13 protein-coding genes and 1 tRNA gene are annotated in these 16,634 nt (G+C 62.6%); 4 read left to right on the top strand and 10 right to left on the bottom strand.

Annotated features, from left to right (window positions below; genetic code table 11):
- The first annotated feature begins 47 nt into the window (after positions 1-47).
- A complete protein-coding gene (locus tag AC1DXN_RS17255; RefSeq protein WP_477276951.1) occupies positions 48-2,732 on the top strand; it encodes a phosphoenolpyruvate carboxylase in 2,685 nt (894 codons plus the stop codon).
- Positions 2,733-2,804: 72 nt separating this feature from the next.
- On the opposite strand, the gene AC1DXN_RS17260 is transcribed toward AC1DXN_RS17255, so the two are convergent.
- Positions 2,805-3,731 carry a TauD/TfdA dioxygenase family protein gene (locus tag AC1DXN_RS17260; protein WP_477276953.1) on the bottom strand — a complete coding sequence of 309 codons (927 nt, stop codon included), beginning with the start codon at positions 3,729-3,731 and terminating at the stop codon, positions 2,805-2,807.
- Positions 3,732-4,090: 359 nt separating this feature from the next.
- Between AC1DXN_RS17260 and AC1DXN_RS17265 the strand changes: the two genes are divergently transcribed.
- Positions 4,091-4,175, top strand: a tRNA-Leu gene (locus tag AC1DXN_RS17265).
- A 231-nt stretch (positions 4,176-4,406) separates the two neighbouring features.
- On the top strand, positions 4,407-5,150 hold the full coding sequence (gene lipB, locus AC1DXN_RS17270; RefSeq protein ID WP_477244923.1) for a lipoyl(octanoyl) transferase LipB: 744 nt from the start codon (positions 4,407-4,409) through the stop codon (positions 5,148-5,150).
- Positions 5,151-5,308: 158 nt separating this feature from the next.
- Here the strand turns inward: lipB and AC1DXN_RS17275 are convergent, their stop codons facing one another.
- From AC1DXN_RS17275 to mce, 6 genes are all read right to left on the bottom strand, one after another.
- Positions 5,309-6,559 carry a site-2 protease family protein gene (locus AC1DXN_RS17275; protein ID WP_477276955.1) on the bottom strand — a complete coding sequence of 417 codons (1,251 nt, stop codon included), beginning with the start codon at positions 6,557-6,559 and terminating at the stop codon, positions 5,309-5,311.
- Between the two features lie 517 nt (positions 6,560-7,076).
- Positions 7,077-7,760: an ABC transporter ATP-binding protein gene (locus AC1DXN_RS17280; protein ID WP_477276957.1), complete on the bottom strand. Its 684-nt coding sequence runs from the start codon at positions 7,758-7,760 to the stop codon at positions 7,077-7,079.
- Positions 7,757-9,043 (bottom strand): lipoprotein-releasing ABC transporter permease subunit, encoded by a 1,287-nt coding sequence (locus AC1DXN_RS17285; protein WP_477276959.1) that lies wholly within the window; start codon positions 9,041-9,043, stop codon positions 7,757-7,759. Before AC1DXN_RS17285 ends, AC1DXN_RS17280 begins: the two co-directional genes overlap by 4 nt.
- Entirely contained in the window at positions 9,040-10,368 is a 1,329-nt protein-coding gene (gene proS / locus AC1DXN_RS17290; protein WP_477276961.1) for a proline--tRNA ligase, read from the bottom strand. Before proS ends, AC1DXN_RS17285 begins: the two co-directional genes overlap by 4 nt.
- Before the next feature lie 607 nt (positions 10,369-10,975).
- The gene (locus AC1DXN_RS17295) at positions 10,976-11,260 is read right to left on the bottom strand and encodes a DUF1467 family protein (RefSeq protein ID WP_477276962.1); all 285 of its coding nucleotides are present in this window, start codon (positions 11,258-11,260) and stop codon (positions 10,976-10,978) included.
- Positions 11,257-11,661, bottom strand: coding sequence for a methylmalonyl-CoA epimerase (mce, locus tag AC1DXN_RS17300; RefSeq protein WP_477276964.1), 405 nt, complete (start codon positions 11,659-11,661; stop codon positions 11,257-11,259). The genes AC1DXN_RS17295 and mce overlap by 4 nt, the downstream gene beginning before the upstream one ends.
- A gap of 127 nt (positions 11,662-11,788) precedes the next feature.
- On the opposite strand from mce, the gene AC1DXN_RS17305 reads away from it, so the two are divergent.
- On the top strand, positions 11,789-12,652 hold the full coding sequence (locus AC1DXN_RS17305; RefSeq protein ID WP_477276966.1) for an MBL fold metallo-hydrolase: 864 nt from the start codon (positions 11,789-11,791) through the stop codon (positions 12,650-12,652).
- A gap of 12 nt (positions 12,653-12,664) precedes the next feature.
- Here the strand turns inward: AC1DXN_RS17305 and AC1DXN_RS17310 are convergent, their stop codons facing one another.
- The 3 genes from AC1DXN_RS17310 to nuoN are packed head-to-tail and all read right to left on the bottom strand — an operon-like array spanning position 12,665 to position 16,617.
- On the bottom strand, positions 12,665-14,335 hold the full coding sequence (locus AC1DXN_RS17310) for a ribonuclease J (RefSeq protein WP_477244907.1): 1,671 nt from the start codon (positions 14,333-14,335) through the stop codon (positions 12,665-12,667).
- A gap of 21 nt (positions 14,336-14,356) precedes the next feature.
- Positions 14,357-15,178, bottom strand: a complete 822-nt coding sequence (locus tag AC1DXN_RS17315) for a biotin--[acetyl-CoA-carboxylase] ligase (RefSeq protein WP_477276968.1) — start codon at positions 15,176-15,178, stop codon at positions 14,357-14,359.
- A gap of 2 nt (positions 15,179-15,180) precedes the next feature.
- On the bottom strand, positions 15,181-16,617 hold the full coding sequence (gene nuoN / locus AC1DXN_RS17320) for an NADH-quinone oxidoreductase subunit NuoN (RefSeq protein ID WP_477276970.1): 1,437 nt from the start codon (positions 16,615-16,617) through the stop codon (positions 15,181-15,183).
- Positions 16,618-16,634 lie beyond the last annotated feature (17 nt).

Here is a 16,634-nt window from a genome sequence, read left to right on the forward strand (position 1 = left end):
TCCAGGGCGCGGCTGCAATTGCAATCGATGCGGACGAGGAAGCGGCTTTGGAACAGAGCAGACGCATCAACTTTCGTGAGGACGAGCGCAGCCTTTTGTTGCGCCTGCTGCTTCACGTCGCAAGCGCGCGTGAGCCCGAGATCGCCGCCGTTCTGAGCGGACGTAGGTCGCTTGTCTCGCTTGCCGCGGAGCAGCGCATCCCGGCGCTTCAGGCGAGCGGCGTATGGTTCCAGTTGCTGGCGATTGCCGACGAGTTGCTTGCCATGCGCGCGCGTCGCGAACTCGAACAAGGCGCGGGTGTCGACGAAGTGCCCGGGTCCTTCGCCAGCGTGATCGCGCAGATGGCAGCGAACGGTCAGTCAGCGGACGAAGTCCAGGCGGCGCTCGATGAGCTTTGCGTCGGCCCGACCATGACCGCGCATCCCACGGAGGCCAAACGCGTCACGGTGCTGGAGATCCACCGCCGTATCTATCGCAAGCTGACCGAACTCGACCAGCCGCGCTGGGCGCCGCGCGAACGCGACCTGTTGGTCGCCGATCTGAAAAGCGAGATCGAACTTCTATGGATGACGGGCGAACTGCGACTGGAACGCCCGACGGTCGAACGCGAAATCGCCTGGGGCCTGCATTTCTTTCGCGAGGTCATCTTCGAGGCAACGCCGCAGCTCTATGGCAAGCTTGAAGGCGCCTTCGAGCGTCATTATCCGGGAAAGCTGATCAGAATTCCTCCCTTCATGCGCTATGCCTCGTGGATCGGTGGCGACCGCGATGGCAATCCAAATGTAACGGCTGCGGTCACCAACCATGCCATGGCCGAATACCGCAACACCGCCATAGGCTGGTATCTGACGCAGGTGCAGCGGCTGGTGACGGTGCTCAGCGCCAGTTCGAACGTCATCGACCTGCCGGCCAGCTTCACGCCGGTGCTGCAGACGGCGCTTGATAGAAGCGGAGAGGCGCAGGTGATCGCCGCCCGCAACCCTGACGAACCGCTTCGCCAGTTCGCCTCGGCCCTGTATGCCCGGCTGGAGGCCACGCGAGGCGGCGGTGCGGCGGCGTACCTCTCGGCGGAGGCATTTTGTGCCGATCTGAACGGGCTGTCTTGTGTTCTCGACGCGATCGGAGGGCGCGCTGTAGCCAGGCGCTTTGTCCAGCCTCTGCTGTGGCAAGTCGCAAGCTTCGGCTTCCGCACCGTCTCGCTCGACGTCAGGCAGAACTCCACAGTCGTCAACCGGGTGCTGGCCGAACTGTTTGCGCTGACAGATCCCGCCGATCAGGTCGCGGCCGGCACGCCGCAATGGTCGGCGCGTATTCGCTTAGGCCTCAGCCAGGGTGAGCGGCTGGAGATCGACGCAGGCCGGCTCTCGCCTGAAGCGGGTGAACTGCTTTCGACATTCTCGGTCATCGCCAAGCACATCTCCACTTCGGATGCCGACGCCGTCGGCTCGTTCGTTCTCAGCATGACCCGCTCGGTCGACGACCTGCTCGCGGTCTATCTGCTGGCACAATATTGCGGACTTTCAACCGCGCCCGGTGGCGGCGGCACAATCAGGCTGCGGATCGTGCCCTTGTTCGAGACGATTGCCGATCTTCAGGCCGCCCCTGCCATCCTGAATGAACTGCTCGGCATTTCGCTGGCGCGGCGGACGGTGCGAGATTTCCGCGCGCGCCAGGAAATCATGCTTGGCTATTCGGATTCCAACAAGGACGGCGGTTTCCTGGCGTCCAATTGGGAACTGGCAAAAGCGCAAAAGCGCCTCGCTGCCGTGGGGCGCAAGCATAAGGTCAGGATCAGTTTCTTTCACGGTCGCGGCGGCTCGGTCAGCCGCGGCGGCGCGCCGACCGGCCGGGCGATCGCGGCACAGCCGCAAGGTACTGTCACCGGGTCCATGCGGGTGACGGAGCAAGGCGAGGTCGTATCGTCGAAATTCGCCAATCGCGGCACCGGCCTCCACCAGCTCGAGGTTCTCGCCGCCGGCGTACTGGCCCACAGTGTCGGAACCGCCCGTGATGTCGAGCCGAAGGAAACGCCGGAGTTCGACGAAGCGCTGGAAGCGCTGGCAGGCATGTCGCAGGCATCCTATGCCAGGTTGATGGCTGAGCCCGGCTTCCTTGACTATTTCAACCAGGCGAGCCCGGTCGCGGAACTGGCGCTGCTGAAAATGGGCTCAAGGCCGGATCGCCGTTTCGGCGCCAGCGGCATTGCCGACCTGCGCGCCATTCCCTGGGTGTTCGCCTGGAGCCAGAACCGTCACCTGTTGACCGGCTGGTATGGTATCGGCAGCGCGCTCAGCTCTTTCGTCACGGTGCGCGGCGAGGCCGGGCGCGAACTTCTGGCCCGCATGTTTGAGCACTCGCGCTTCTTCCGCCTGATCGTCGACGAGGCCGAGAAGACGCTTTACCAGTCCGACATGGAGATCGCGCGGCTTTACGCTGGCCTGGTGTCCGACAGCGATGCCGCGGCAAGAATCTACGCCCGCATCGCCGCCGAATACGAGCTGACGCGACGCCTGATCGGCGACCTCACGGGAGGCGATCTTTCCGCGCGCTTTCCGATGTTCAAGCGGCGTTTCGACAATCTGCGGCGGCAGATGGACGACATTCACCGGCTGCAGGTCGATCTGCTGCGTGAAGTTCGCGCCAATACCGGGACAGTGGATCAAAAACGGTCGACCGACGCCCTGCTCGTATCGATCAATTGCATCTCGGCTGGCCTTGGGTGGACGGGATAGGCCGGTTTTTGCCGAGCTACCCCATCATCGCCTATAGCTAGTCAGCCACATCGCCGGAGCTTCGACCTCGCCTCAGGCGGCCTTGTCGGTCGCGGGTTTTGCAACCTTGGTGCGGGTGACGCTGCGGCGACCGTCGACGCTGACCGGAACGTCGCCGTCGACTGTGGCGCGACGAACGACCCGGTGCTGATCGCCATAGTCGTTGACCGCGTAATGCTGGGTCGCCCGGTTGTCCCAGATCGCCACATCGCCGGCTTTCCAGCGCCAGCGGACGGTGTTCTCCGGTGAGGTGACATAGGACTGGAACACCTCGTAGAGCCGCGCCGAATCGCCTCTGGAAAGACCGACCAGCCGCTGCACGAAATTGCCGAGCAGCAGCGTGCGCTCACCGGTTTCGGGATGGACGCGGACGACGGGATGCTCGGTCTCGTAGACTGTCGAGGTGAAGACCTCCTCGAAATGCTTCTTTTCCGCAGCGCTCGCTCGCGGCCGGACCGCGGCGTAATCGTAGGCGTTGCTGTGAACCGCCCAGAGATTGTCCGCCAGCAGCTTCAGCGGCGCGGGCAGGTCCTGGTAGGCCGCGGCAGTGTTCGACCAGATGGTGTCGCCGCCGGCCGGCGGTATGACGACGCCGCGCAGAACGGAGAATTTCGGATAGGCGTCGACGAAGGTGACGTCGGTATGCCACTGATCGGCACGACCGCCGCCACGGCTTGAATCGAGTTCGAGAATGGACGCCGTTCCCTTGATGGGACCTTGGGTCGGATGCGGCACGAGGTCGCCGAGACGATGGGCGAAGCGCTCCTGCCCAACATCGTCGAGATGCGCCTGATCGCGGAAGAACACCACCTTGTGCCGCAGCAGGATCTGGTTGATAGCCGCCACTGTCTGCTGCGGCAGGTCGCCGGACAGCCTTATGTTCCTGATCTCCGCGCCGACACGCCCCGTCAGCGGCACAACATCGGCTTCCGGAATGATCTGCTCTACGAGTTTGGTCATGGGAACCTCCATTCTCTAAAATCGCTGGCGCAACTTTGCCGAGGAAGCGAAGGCCCCGTCAGAACTTAGCGACCAGTACCGAGATCCTATCCAAACATAATTCTACAAATTCCATAGAAAGAGTATTTCAAAGATCTGCAGCTGGGAGAAAAATGCCATCTGCTCAAGCGCCTTCTTGGAGCTATCGGCGGCATGGAGCGCGCCGGCAATGGCAGGCGCCAAATCGTGCCGGCTTTGCCAGGGAGGCCTATGGGAAGCCTTATGCCAAATCGCCGGCGATTATTGCGCGCCGCGCCCTTGTTTCGCTGGAAACGATTTGCTACACGCCGCGAGCCGGTTCGTTCCGGCTCCTACCACGTGCGGTCGTGGCGGAATTGGTAGACGCGCAGCGTTGAGGTCGCTGTGGGGCAACCCGTGGAAGTTCGAGTCTTCTCGACCGCACCAAAAGCCGCTCTCGCTCTGTCGTTTTTTAGCGACAAGGCGATCGAGACCGCCGCTATCCAGAGCCCGCAACAGGCATCATCCCGGCGAGCGATGCATTATCGTATCAGCGCAGCTCATCTATCCTGAAACGGCTTCTCACCCTGTTTGAGAAGTCTGCAAAGGCCTGGACCACGCCCGGAACTGGACGTTTTGATCGATTGCCGCCATATGAGGGACAGCAAGAGATACGCCATGCCAGAACGCAGCCAGATCGCCACGTCGTTCCTGCCCTTGCCCGGTTCCGCGCCGGTCGAATGGCGGATCGAGCCCGGCTTGACCACCTACCCCGAAGCGCTCGCGGTGATGGAGGCGCGCGCCGATGCGATCAGAACCGGCGCTGCCGGCGAGATGGTCTGGCTGGTCGAGCATCCGCCGCTTTACACGGCCGGCACAAGCGCCCACGTCGAGGACCTGATCGAGCCCGACCGTTTCCCGGTGTTTGCTGCCGGGCGCGGCGGTGAATACACCTATCATGGGCCGGGCCAGCGGGTCGCCTATGTAATGCTCGACCTCAAGCGGCGGCGCGAGGACGTCCGCGCTTTCGTAGCGGCACTCGAACAATGGATCATCGGCACGCTCGCCGCCTTCAATGTGCGCGGCGAGCGCCGTGAGGATCGTGTCGGCGTCTGGGTTGTGCGGCCAAATCGCCCTTCCCTGCCCGACGGATCGCCGGCCGAGGACAAGATCGCCGCCATCGGCATCAGGCTCAGGCGCTGGGTGAGCTTCCACGGCATTGCCATCAATGTCGAGCCGGATCTCGGCCATTTCAGCGGCATCGTGCCATGCGGTGTTTCGGATCACGGCGTCACCAGCCTTGTCGACCTCGGCCTGCCCGTGACCATGGCCGACCTCGACTTGGCGCTGAAGTCCGCCTTTGAGGATGTGTTCGGTCCGGCTGCAACTCCGCCGGTCGAGGCAACCCGCAAGGCTGGGTAAATTCTTATCCGGGTTAGGATGTGTCGAGATTCAGGTCAGGCCGAGTCGAAAATGGCTGATACCGAGAATCGGAGCGGAGCGTACTTTTGGGTACATGAGCACCGGATGCGCAGGAAGCTGCCATTTGCAGGCCGGCCTCACCTGAATATCGGCACAGCCTAGAGGAGGCGCGCTGAGGCCCACAGCAGGCCGTAGCCGTGAATGGCGAACACTGCCAGCAGTGCACCGGCCATGGCGAAACGGTCGAAGGTGCGGATCGGCTTCAGCTCGTGGCGCGGTTTTACCGCGCTACCCATGGTCAGCAGGCTGAGGATCGAAAAGACAGCGCCCGCCACCAGCAGAAAGCCTTGGGAAAAACCTGCCAGCCAACCAAGCGCCAGCAAGGCTGAGAGCAGGGAAAACGAGGCCAGCGCCAGCGCGATCGGTCCGGGGCAGATTTGGCGCAGCACCTGGCCGCCATCGAACTTCCACACCGGCACCAGATTGGCGATGTTGAACAGGGCAGCGCAGCCGGCAAGCGTCGCCAGCAATCCAGCGGCGAGCCGATGCCCCTCGCTGCCGGCAAACACGCTCGCGGCGATCAGCAACGGCACCAGGAAAGCGGAGAAGCCGGCGCCCATCAGCGCCACGAAGGCCACTTCGAAACGGCTGTCATAGGGCCGCCCGCCAATGGCGATGCCGCCGAGCAGCGGGATGAAGATCATCCGCGCCTGGTGATGCCCCGCCAGCCGGAAGGCTGCCATGTGGCCAAGCTCATGCAGGGCCACTACCGAGGTCAGGATCGACGCCAGCGCCAGGCCGCCAAGGTTGAGCCCGAAGAACGGCCACAGCAGGAATGCCGAAAGAACGGCAAAGCCGACCTGGCTGAGCGGGTGCTCGAACCAACCACCTTTACGGTATTGTCCGGTCCTGGCCCAGATCTCAAGCTTGCCGAGTTCGCGGCGCATGGCGAAGTAGCGGAAAACCAGGAAGGCGATGCCACGATAGCGATCGGTCTGGCTGAGACTCACCCGCGTGCTACTGCCTTCCGAGACGAGTTCGGTTGTCTCGCAAAAATCCTTCCAGAACGAAGCATCGAGCGCGGTATCCTCGATGACGCGCATCGAAAAACGGCAGCCTTCGACAACATCTTCGAACCGCGACATGCGCTCGATCGGCTGGCCGTCTCGGCCTTCCCAGGACAGCATGATGCGCGCCACGCCCTGGTCGTCGAGCGCCTCGGCGGAAAGGATCTCGCCCGACCAGCCGGCATCGCTGCCAAGCGGCCACAGCGCCTGCCAGAGACGCTGCCGGTCCGCCGACACCAGCCGGCTGAGCCTGATCGTGCGCAGACCGAGCGGCGCGGTCATCAGCAGAAAGATCAGCCCGAGATTGCTGGCCACGAGGATGGCCGTCACGATCGGCGACACCGGCGTTGCTCCCTGTCTTGCAGAGGCACCCTAGCGTCATGGCGGCAAGAAAAGCTTAACGACACAACGCCCTCCTGCCCGCCTCAAAACACTGCGGCGAAACCGCAGATCCTCACATGGCGCCGATCCACATCGCCATGGAAACGAGAAACGCACTCATGCACACCAGCGAAACGACGTCCTGAACCAGATCGGCCATAACTCTCTCCTGTTGTTGCTATGTTCATATTTTGTTCTAATTTTGTTCGAATGTCAACGACCGCAATCCCGGACATCTCCGGAATCGACGGCGATCAATTTCTCAGGGTTAAGGAAAGGTTGACGGGTCCAATGCCCAGCGATCGACGCTGGGAACCATCTCATGGCGATGCGCGCTTAGGTGTGTTGAGGTTCAGGTCAGGCCGAGCCGAAAACGGGTGAATGCCGAGAACCGGAGCGGAGCGTACTTTAGTACGTGAGCACCGGAAGCGCAGGTATCCGCCGTTTGCAGGCCGGCCTCACCTGAATATCAATACACCTAAAGGGGGACGACCTTGCCATCGTGCAACGTCACGCGCCGATCCATGCGCGATGCGAGCTCGTGATTGTGGGTGGCGATCAGTGCCGCCAGGCCCGACTGCCTGACCAACGCCTCCAGCGCTTCGAAGACATAGGAGGCGGTGACCGGGTCGAGGTTGCCGGTCGGCTCGTCGGCCAGCAGTACCAGCGGCGCATTGGCGACGGCGCGCGCAATGGCGACGCGCTGCTGTTCGCCACCGGACAGTTCGGACGGACGGTGCGACGCGCGCTTGCCGATCTGCATATAGTCAAGCAGCTGCGCCGCCCGCTCGGCGGCTTCCTTGCGCGTCAGCCCTTTGATCAGCTGCGGCATCATGATGTTTTCCAGCGCCGAGAACTCCGGCAGCAGATGATGGAACTGATAGACGAAGCCGACATCGTTGCGGCGGATCGCCGTGCGTTCCTCGTCGGAAAGCCGGCCGCAGGCGCGCCCGGCCAAAATCACGTCACCGGCATCGGGCCGCTCCAGCAGACCGGCAGTGTGCAGCAGCGTCGACTTGCCGGTGCCCGACGGCGCCACCAGCGCCACCATCTCGCCGCGCTTCAGCGAAAAATCGGCGCCGTTCAAGATGGTGAGCTTGCGCGGCCCTTGCACATAGTGCCGCTCGACGCTCTTCAATTCGATAATGGCCTCGGCCATCATTCGTACCTCAAGGCTTCGACCGGATCGAGGCGGGCGGCCCGCCATGCCGGAAACACCGTTGCCAGGAAGGAAAGCCCGAGCGCCATCAGCACGACGTAAGTCGTTTCGCGCGGATCCATTTTCGCCGGCAACTGGCTGAGGAAATAGAGCTCCGGATTGAACAGCACCTTGCCGGTCATCCAGGAGAAGAACTGGCGGATGGATTCGATGTTGAAGCAGATGAGAACGCCAAGCAGGACGCCGGCCAGCGTTCCGGTGACGCCGATCGCCGCCCCCGTCATCAGGAAGATACGCAGGATGGCGCCGCGCGACGCGCCCATGGTGCGCAGGATGGCGATGTCGTGGCCCTTGTCCTTCACCAGCATGATCAGGCCGGAGATGATGTTGAGCGCCGCCACCAGCACGATCAGCGTCAGGATCATGAACATGACGTTGCGCTCCACCTGCAGGGCGGAGAAGAATGTCTCGTTGCGCTGGCGCCAGTCGACCATGTCGATCGGTCGCTGCGCCGCCTCTTCGACCTTCGGTTTCAGCGCGTCGACATTGTCTGGATTGTCGACATAGATCTCGATCGTCTGCGCCCGGCCGTCCATATTGAAATAGAGCTGCGCTTCGGAAAACGGCATGTAGACGATCGACGTGTCATATTCCGACATGCCAACCTCGAAGATCGCCGTGATCGGGTAGCCCTTCATCCGCGGTGTCGTGCCGATTGGTGTTACGTCGCCATCCGGCGAGATCAACGTGATGGTGTCGCCGAGCACCAGGCCGAGATTCTCGGCCATGCGCTTGCCGATGGCAACGCCCTCGCCGGTGTCGAAGCCGGCGATCGAGCCCTGCCTGATGTTGTTGGCGACGATGGCGATCTTGCCGAGATCATCACCGCGTATGCCGCGCACCAGCGCGCCGGTGCCGCCGCCGACATTGCCTTGCGCCAGCACCTGCCCGTCGATCAGCGGAATGGCGTATTTGACGCCTGCCACGCCGTTGATGCGGCTGGCAACCTGCGCATAGTCCTCCAGCGGCGAATCGAGCGGCTGCACGATCAGATGGCCGTTGACGCCGAGGATGCGCGTCAAAAGCTCAGCGCGAAACCCGTTCATCACAGCCATGACGACGATCAGCGTGGCGACGCCCAGCATGATTCCGAGGAAGGAGATCGATGCGATGACCGAGATCACCGTCTCCTTGCGCCGCGAGCGCAAATAGCGCCACGCGACCATGCGCTCGAACATGGAGAATGGGCCGGCGACCGTGCGCTTGGCTGCTGCCGCTTCGCTCATGCGGCAATCCCGAAGCGTTTCCTGACGTCCGCGATCGGCAACGTTTCGCGCTCACCGGTCCGGCGGTTCTTGATCTCGATCTCGCCGGCGGCGACACCGCGCGGTCCGACGATGACCTGCCACGGCAGGCCGATCAGGTCGGCGGTGGCGAACTTGCCGCCCGGCCGCTGGTCGGTGTCGTCGTAGAGCACATCCTTGCCGGCGGCGGAGAGTGCCGCATAGAGTTCGCCGCAAACGCGGTCGCAGTCGGCATCGCCGGCCTTCATGTTGATCAGGCCGACATCGAACGGCGCTACCGATTCCGGCCAGATGATGCCGTTGTCGTCATGGCTGGCTTCGATGATCGCCGCGACCAGCCGCGACGGTCCGATGCCGTAGGAGCCCATCGAGACAAAACTGTCCTTGCCGTCAGGCCCGGTCACCTTGGCGCCCATCGGCTTGGAATATTTGTCGCCGAAGTGAAAGATATGGCCGACCTCGATGCCACGCGCCGAAACCTTGTCGCTTGTCGCCACCTTTTCCCACGCCGCTTCGTCATGCATCTCATCGGTGGCTGCGTAAGGTGTCGTCCAAATCTTGACGATGTCGGCGATCTCGGCGTCGTTGGCGAAGTCGGTGCTCGCTCCGGGCACGGCAAGCGAAAGATAATCGCGATGGCAGAAAACCTGGCTCTCGCCGGTATCGGCCAGGATGATGAATTCGTGGCTGAGGTCGCCGCCGATCGGTCCGGTATCGGCGCGCATCGGGATCGCCTGCAGTCCCATGCGCGTGAAGGTCCTGAGATAGGACACGAACATGCGATTATACGCCGCCTTGGCGCCTTCATAATCGAGGTCGAAGGAATAGGCGTCCTTCATCAGGAACTCGCGCGAACGCATGACGCCAAAACGCGGCCGCACCTCGTCGCGGAATTTCCATTGGATGTGGTAGAGGTTGAGCGGCAGATCCTTGTAGGACCGGACATAGGAACGGAAAATCTCGGTGACCATCTCTTCATTGGTCGGGCCGTAGAGCATGTCGCGGTCCTGCCGGTCCTTGATGCGCAGCATCTCCTTGCCGTAGTCGTCATAGCGGCCGCTTTCGCGCCACAGCTCGGCCGACTGGATGGTCGGCATCAGGATCTCCAGCGCACCGGCGCGGTCCTGTTCCTCGCGAATGATCCGGCAGACCTTGTCCAGCACCCGCTTGCCCAATGGCAGCCAGGAAAAGCTGCCTTGCCCTTGCTGGCGGATCATGCCGGCGCGCAGCATCAGCCGATGCGAGACAATTTCGGCCTCGCGCGGATTTTCTTTGAGGATAGGCAGGAAATAGCGCGACAAACGCATGGACTGGTCCGTGAGTGAGGATAGCCGCACCGGAATCGGCGCGCACTGGCTGCTTGCCCCGGCTTCATAGCTATTTCGTGACGGATTGGAAACCCGACCTGCCGCATCGGCCCGAAATCGGAAAAATCGATTTTACTTTGCTGACCTTCGGTTTGGACCGGCACGATGCTTGGCTTCACAGTGCTGGAGCGTCCTTTGCACATCCAGGGACGGGCGGCGATTCGGCCGGCAACAATGCCGCATCCGGCCTGTTGATCGATTCACAAGCAAAGCCTGCCGTACTATTGTGCACTGCAGCACGAGAATGCCTGTTTCCGGGCAAAATTCTGCGTGACAATTTCATCCGCCTTAGGCTAGTGTGCCCCGATAACCGAGAGGGTAGAGAAAAATCTGCTCTCCTACGCGGTCAAAGTCTTGGGAGGATGCGATCTAGGCGCGGTTACTCGCTGCCGCCGGAAACCGGAAACAGATCGGACGCGTTTAAATTGCAAGGCCTTGTGCCTTGCATTTTTTTTGTGCAATCACCTGCTTAGCGCCAAAGATTACCAAACCACATGACCTTGCGTCAGCCTGTGTAGGCCCCGATTCCATCGGGACGAACCAGGCCCTATTGCGCAGGTGTCTGGTTGAACTCCGGTATGATGTGCGGGATCTGGTCGAGGCTGAGACCAAGCCCCCGCGTCAAGCCGTAGAAAATGCCCATCAGGATCATCGTGGCGATCGTCGTGCGGATCACGGCGCGCAACATATGTGACCCGCGCGGTGCGCTGGGAACGGTACCCAGCGTCACGTCGTGATCGTCGTCCTGCGTGTGCACGCTGAACGGCAGCACGATAAACAGCACCAGCCACCATGTGATGAAGAACAGCGCCGCAAACGAAATCCAGCTCATGCCTGCTCCAGCTCGACCAATGTGCCGAAAAAGTCCTTGGGATGCAGGAACAGCACCGGCTTGCCGTGCGCGCCAATCCTGGGATTGCCGTCGCCAAGGACGCGGCCGCCGCTTGCTTTGAGATGATCGCGCGCGGCAAGAATGTCTTCGACCTCGTAGCAAACATGATGCATGCCGCCCGACGGGTTCTTCTCCAGGAAGGCCGCGATCGGCGAGCCCTCGCCCAGCGGCTCCAGCAATTCGATCTTGGTGTTGCCGACATCGACGAACACCACGGTGACGCCATGCTCGGGCAATGCCTGCGGCGCGGTCACCTTGGCGCCCAGCGTATCGCGATAGGCAGCGATCGCCGCGGCCAGATCCGGTACGGCAAGCGCGACGTGGTTCAGGCGTCCCAGCATGAAACCTCCAGCTTCGATGCTGGCGTCTTACGTCAAATCGGCCGATATCAATAGCCTCTCCCGAGGCGCGCAAGGTCGCACTCCGATGAACCGCCGGCCTGTTCCAATCGACAACAGCGAAGTACAAATGGCGATGCCCGATACCGCACGCCCACGCGTCTTCAGCTTCGATCTTGGCTCATTCAAGGTCGCCACAGTGCTCGATGCCGTCGATGTTCGCGACAACCTTGCGTCGGCTTTTGCATCTGGACAGTCGCCAGGCGCGGTGCAGGAACTTGCAGTCTCGAACTTTATCGATCGCGATCGATACGAGCACTGTTTCATCCCGACACTAATCGACACCGGTTCCGAAAAAATCCTGTTTGATACAGGATGCGGAGACGCGGACAGCTCGCTCCTGGAATGTCTGCAAGACCTTGGGCTCGGCCCGAACGACATTGACGTGGTGATCATCACCCATGGCCACCCGGACCACATCGGCGGCCTTGTGAACAATGGCAAAGCCGTTTTCAGCCGGGCGCGCTATGTATTTGGCGCCGCCGAATTCGTCTTCTGGACCGAGGCGGATGCGGTGCGCGAAGCCAGATTGAGCAACCGCGACCTGTTCCGGCGCGTCTGCACCCCTCTTGCCGACCGGGCGACATTCGTGGCGCCGGGAGATGAAATCGTGCCGGGCATCACCGCCATCGATGCCGCCGGTCATTCTCCAGGGCTGCTGGCCTTCCACGTCGAAAGCGACGGCCAGCAATTGCTCGTCTGGTCGGACGCCTTCCTGCACTCCGTCGTGTCGATCCAGCACCCCGAATGGCAGGCCGATCTCGATGACGAGAAGGGGCAGGCCGTCGAAACCCGCAAGCGTCTGCTGACAATGGCCGCCGACCACCGGCTGCTCGTTGCCGGCTATCACATGCCGTTTCCAGGTCTCGGGCGCATCGAACGGGTGGACGGGAGCTTTCGCTGGCTTCCCGCCAGCTATCAGCTGAATTTCTAGATATTCCCGCCTCTATCTGGTGACGAAAACCGTCACCAGAGGCTTCTTGCCCCAGGCTTCGTTGGCGGCACCGCGCACGGCGCGGCGCACCGCCTCCTGCACGAGGTCGAGGTCCTTCCGGCGCTGGCGGGGAATCGAGTCAACCGCGCCAACCGCCGCGTCGATCATCAAATCTTCGAGGTTCTCGCCGCTGGCATCGGCCTCGGCCACACCGATGGCGACCAGATCGGGATCGCCGGCAAGCTCATACTTGTCGTCGAGCACGACATTGACCGCGACATGACCGGCAAAAGACAGCTTGCGCCGGTCGCGAATGCCCATCGCCTGGTCCGAGCCGATCAGCCTGCCGTCCTTGTAGATGCGGCCAAACGGCACCTGGTCGATGATGGTGGCAGCACCGGGAGCAAGCCTGAGCATATCGCCGTCGCGCACCTGCGCCACCTGGCCGATGCCGGACGTCGACATCAGCGATCCCTGCGCCACCAGATGCGCCGCCTCGCCATGCACGGGAACGCCGATCTGCGGCCGCACCCATTCATACATCTTGCGCAATTCGTTGCGCCGCGGATGGCCGGAAACATGCACCAGCGCGTCGCCATCCTCGATGATCTTGATGCCGAGATCGATGAGGCGGTTCTTGATCTCGAGGATCGCCTTCTCGTTGCCGGGAATGGTGCGCGAGGAGAACACCACCGTGTCGCCGGCTGTAAACGACACCGATTTCATCTCGTCGCGTGACAGCTTGGCCAGTGCAGCAAGCGGCTCGCCCTGGCTGCCGGTGCAGATGATGACCAGGTTTTCGCGCGGGATGAAGCCAAAATCCTCCTCGGCGATGAACTCAGGCAGCCCGTCCATGTAGCCGAGCTCGCCCGCCACATCGATGACGCGCTTCAGCGAGCGGCCGAGCACCAGGCACTGGCGGCCGGCATCGCGCGCCGCCCTTGCGATCGAAACGATGCGTCCGACATTGGAGGAAAACGTGGTGACGGCGACACGGCCCTTGGCGCTCTGGATGACGCCCTTGAGCCCCTCGCCCACCGCCACTTCCGAAGGCGACTCGCCTTCGCGCAGCGCATTGGTCGAATCGCAGATCAGCGCCAGCACGCCCTTGTCGCCATACCAGCGGAAGCGTGCCTCGTCGGTCTTCGGGCCGATCGTCGGCTCCGGATCGATCTTCCAGTCGCCCGTATGGATGACGGTGCCGGCCGGCGAGGTGATGGCCAGCGACATCGGTTCGGGGATCGAGTGCGCGACCGGGATGGCTTCGATCTCGAAGGGACCGACGGTGAATTTTTCGCCGGCCCGGTAGATCGTCAGCGGGATTTTCGGCGCGCCTTGCTCGCCCTGCCGCTTGGCCTCCAGCAAGCCTGCGCTGAACGGCGTCATCCACACCGGCGCCTTCAGCCTCGGCCAGAGGTCGAGCAGCGCGCCATAATGATCTTCATGGGCATGGGTGATGATGATGCCGCGCAGATTGGCGAGGTTCTCCTCGATGAAGCGCGTGTCGGGCAGGATCAAGTCGACGCCCGGATGCGAGGCGTCGGGAAAGGTGACGCCGACATCGATGATGATCCATTCGCGCGCGCTGGCTGGCCCATAGCCATAGAGGGCGAAGTTCATGCCGATCTCGCCGACACCACCCAGCGGCACGAACACGAGTTCGGCGTTGTCAGCTTTCGCCATGATCTTCCCTTTCCTGCCGGGTCAAACCCTGGCGGACGCAACCGCGCCGAAATGCACATCGCCGGCGGCGATCGTCAAAACCGAACCTTCATCGTCGCGGATCACGAAACGGCAGTCCTCGTCAATGGTCTCGAAAGTACCGCGCACCACATTACCGTCAATCCTGACAGCAACCTCGCCGCCAAGTCCCGCCGCGCGTGCGAGCCAGCGCTGCCTGACGGCGGACAATCCGCGCCCGTCGTTCCACAGCCGCGCATTGTCGCTCCAGGCATCCGACAGCGCCAGAAACAGCGTTTCCGCATCGCATGTCGCGCCCAACGCGCGCAATGATGTCGCCGGATAAGGCAAATCCTCGGGATAAGCCACCACATTGACACCGATGCCGACCGCCACCGCGAAACGGCCACCGTCGAGGATTGCCGATTCCAGCAGGATACCGGCCAGCTTGGCGCCAGAGGCCAGCACGTCGTTCGGCCATTTCAGCTCGAACCGGTTCTTGCCCTGGCTTGCGCCGTCGAGGCCTATGGCGACCTTGCCGTTCGGCACCACGGCGTCGAGCGCGTCGGCCAGCGCCAGTCCGGCAACGAAGCCGAGCGTCGCGGCAAGCCGCAGCTCTCCGGTCGTGATGACCAGCAGCGTCGCCGCCAGATTGCCTTCGGGCGTCGCCCACACCCGGCCGCGCCGGCCCCGTCCGCTTTCCTGTTTTTTGGAAACGACCCAGAGTTTGCCCGGGTCGCCCTTGCGCGCGTGCTCCAGCGCCAGCGCATTGGTGGAGCCGACCGTCTCATGGGATTCGAGCCGGAACCCTTCCGTCTCAGAGGTTGGAGCCAGCCTGAACGTCACCGTCAGAAGAAGGTCTTGGCGGCGGCTTCGGCATAGGTGCCGATCGGCCCGCCGATCAGCACATAGAACAGCACGAAGGCGCCACAGACGCCGAGCACGACACGCAATTCGGTGGCCATCGGCACGAAGCCGCCGACCGGTTCATCGAACCACATGATCTTGATGATGCGCAGATAGTAGTAGGCGCCCACCACCGAGGCCAGCACGCCGATGATCGCCAGCGCGTAGAGATTGGCGTTGATGGCGGCGAGGAACACGTACCACTTCCCCCAGAAGCCGGCGAGCGGCGGAATGCCGGCCAGCGAGAACATCAGGATGGTGAGGATCGTCGCCATGACAGGATTGGTCGAGGACAGGCCGGCAAGATCGCTGATCTGTTCGACATTGCCTTCCTTGCGCCGCATGGCGAGGATGAAGGCGAAGGTGCCGAGCGTCATCACCAGATAAATCAGCATGTAGATGGCGACGCCGCGCACGCCGGCCTGGCTGTTGGCGGCAAGGCCGACCAGCGCATAGCCCATATGGCCGATCGAGGAATAGGCCATCAGTCGCTTGATGTTGGTCTGGCCGATCGCGGCGAAAGCGCCGAGCGCCATCGAGGCGATCGAGATGAAGACGATGATCTGCTGCCAGTCGGACGCGATCGGCTTGAACGCGCCCATGGTGACACGCACCAGGAGCGCCATCGCCGCCATCTTCGGCGCCGCCGCCAGGAAAGCCGTCACCGGCGTCGGCGCGCCCTCATAAACGTCGGGCGTCCACATGTGGAACGGCACGGCCGAGATCTTGAAGGCAAGGCCGGCCAGCACGAAGACCAGGCCGAAGACGAGGCCAAGCTGGCGCTCGCCGCTGCCAAGCGCCGTGGCGATCTCCTGGAAGCCGGTGTTGCCGGTGTAGCCGTAGACGAGGCTGATGCCGTAGAGCAGCATGCCCGACGACAGCGCGCCGAGGACGAAGTACTTCAGGCCGGCCTCGGTCGAGCGCAGATTGTCGCGATTGATCGCCGCCAGCACGTAGATTGCCAGCGATTGCAGTTCGAGGCCGAGATAGAGCCCGATCATGCTGTTGGCCGAGATCATCAGCAACATGCCGAGCGTTGAGAGCAGGATCAGCACCGGATATTCGAACTTGTCGAAATGCTCCGCCTTGGCGAAGCGTATCGACATAACCAGCGTCACCGCCGAGCCGACCAGCGACAGCACCTTCATGAAGCGGGCGAAGGAGTCCTGGACGAAGGCGTTGCCATAGGCACTGCCCTGCCCGGTGGAAAACACCATCCAGGCGCAGGCGACCACCAGTATGACGACGGCAAGAGCGGTCACCGTCGTGGTGGTGTTTGCGCGAGAATAGGCGCCCACCATCAACAGCGCCAGGGCGCCGATGGCGAGGATCAGCTCTGGCGTCGAGAGCGACAGGCTGGAGAGAAGGTCTGGCGTCATGGTTCGCAAAACCCTTG

This window comes from Mesorhizobium sp. P2_H9, assembly GCF_056403215.1.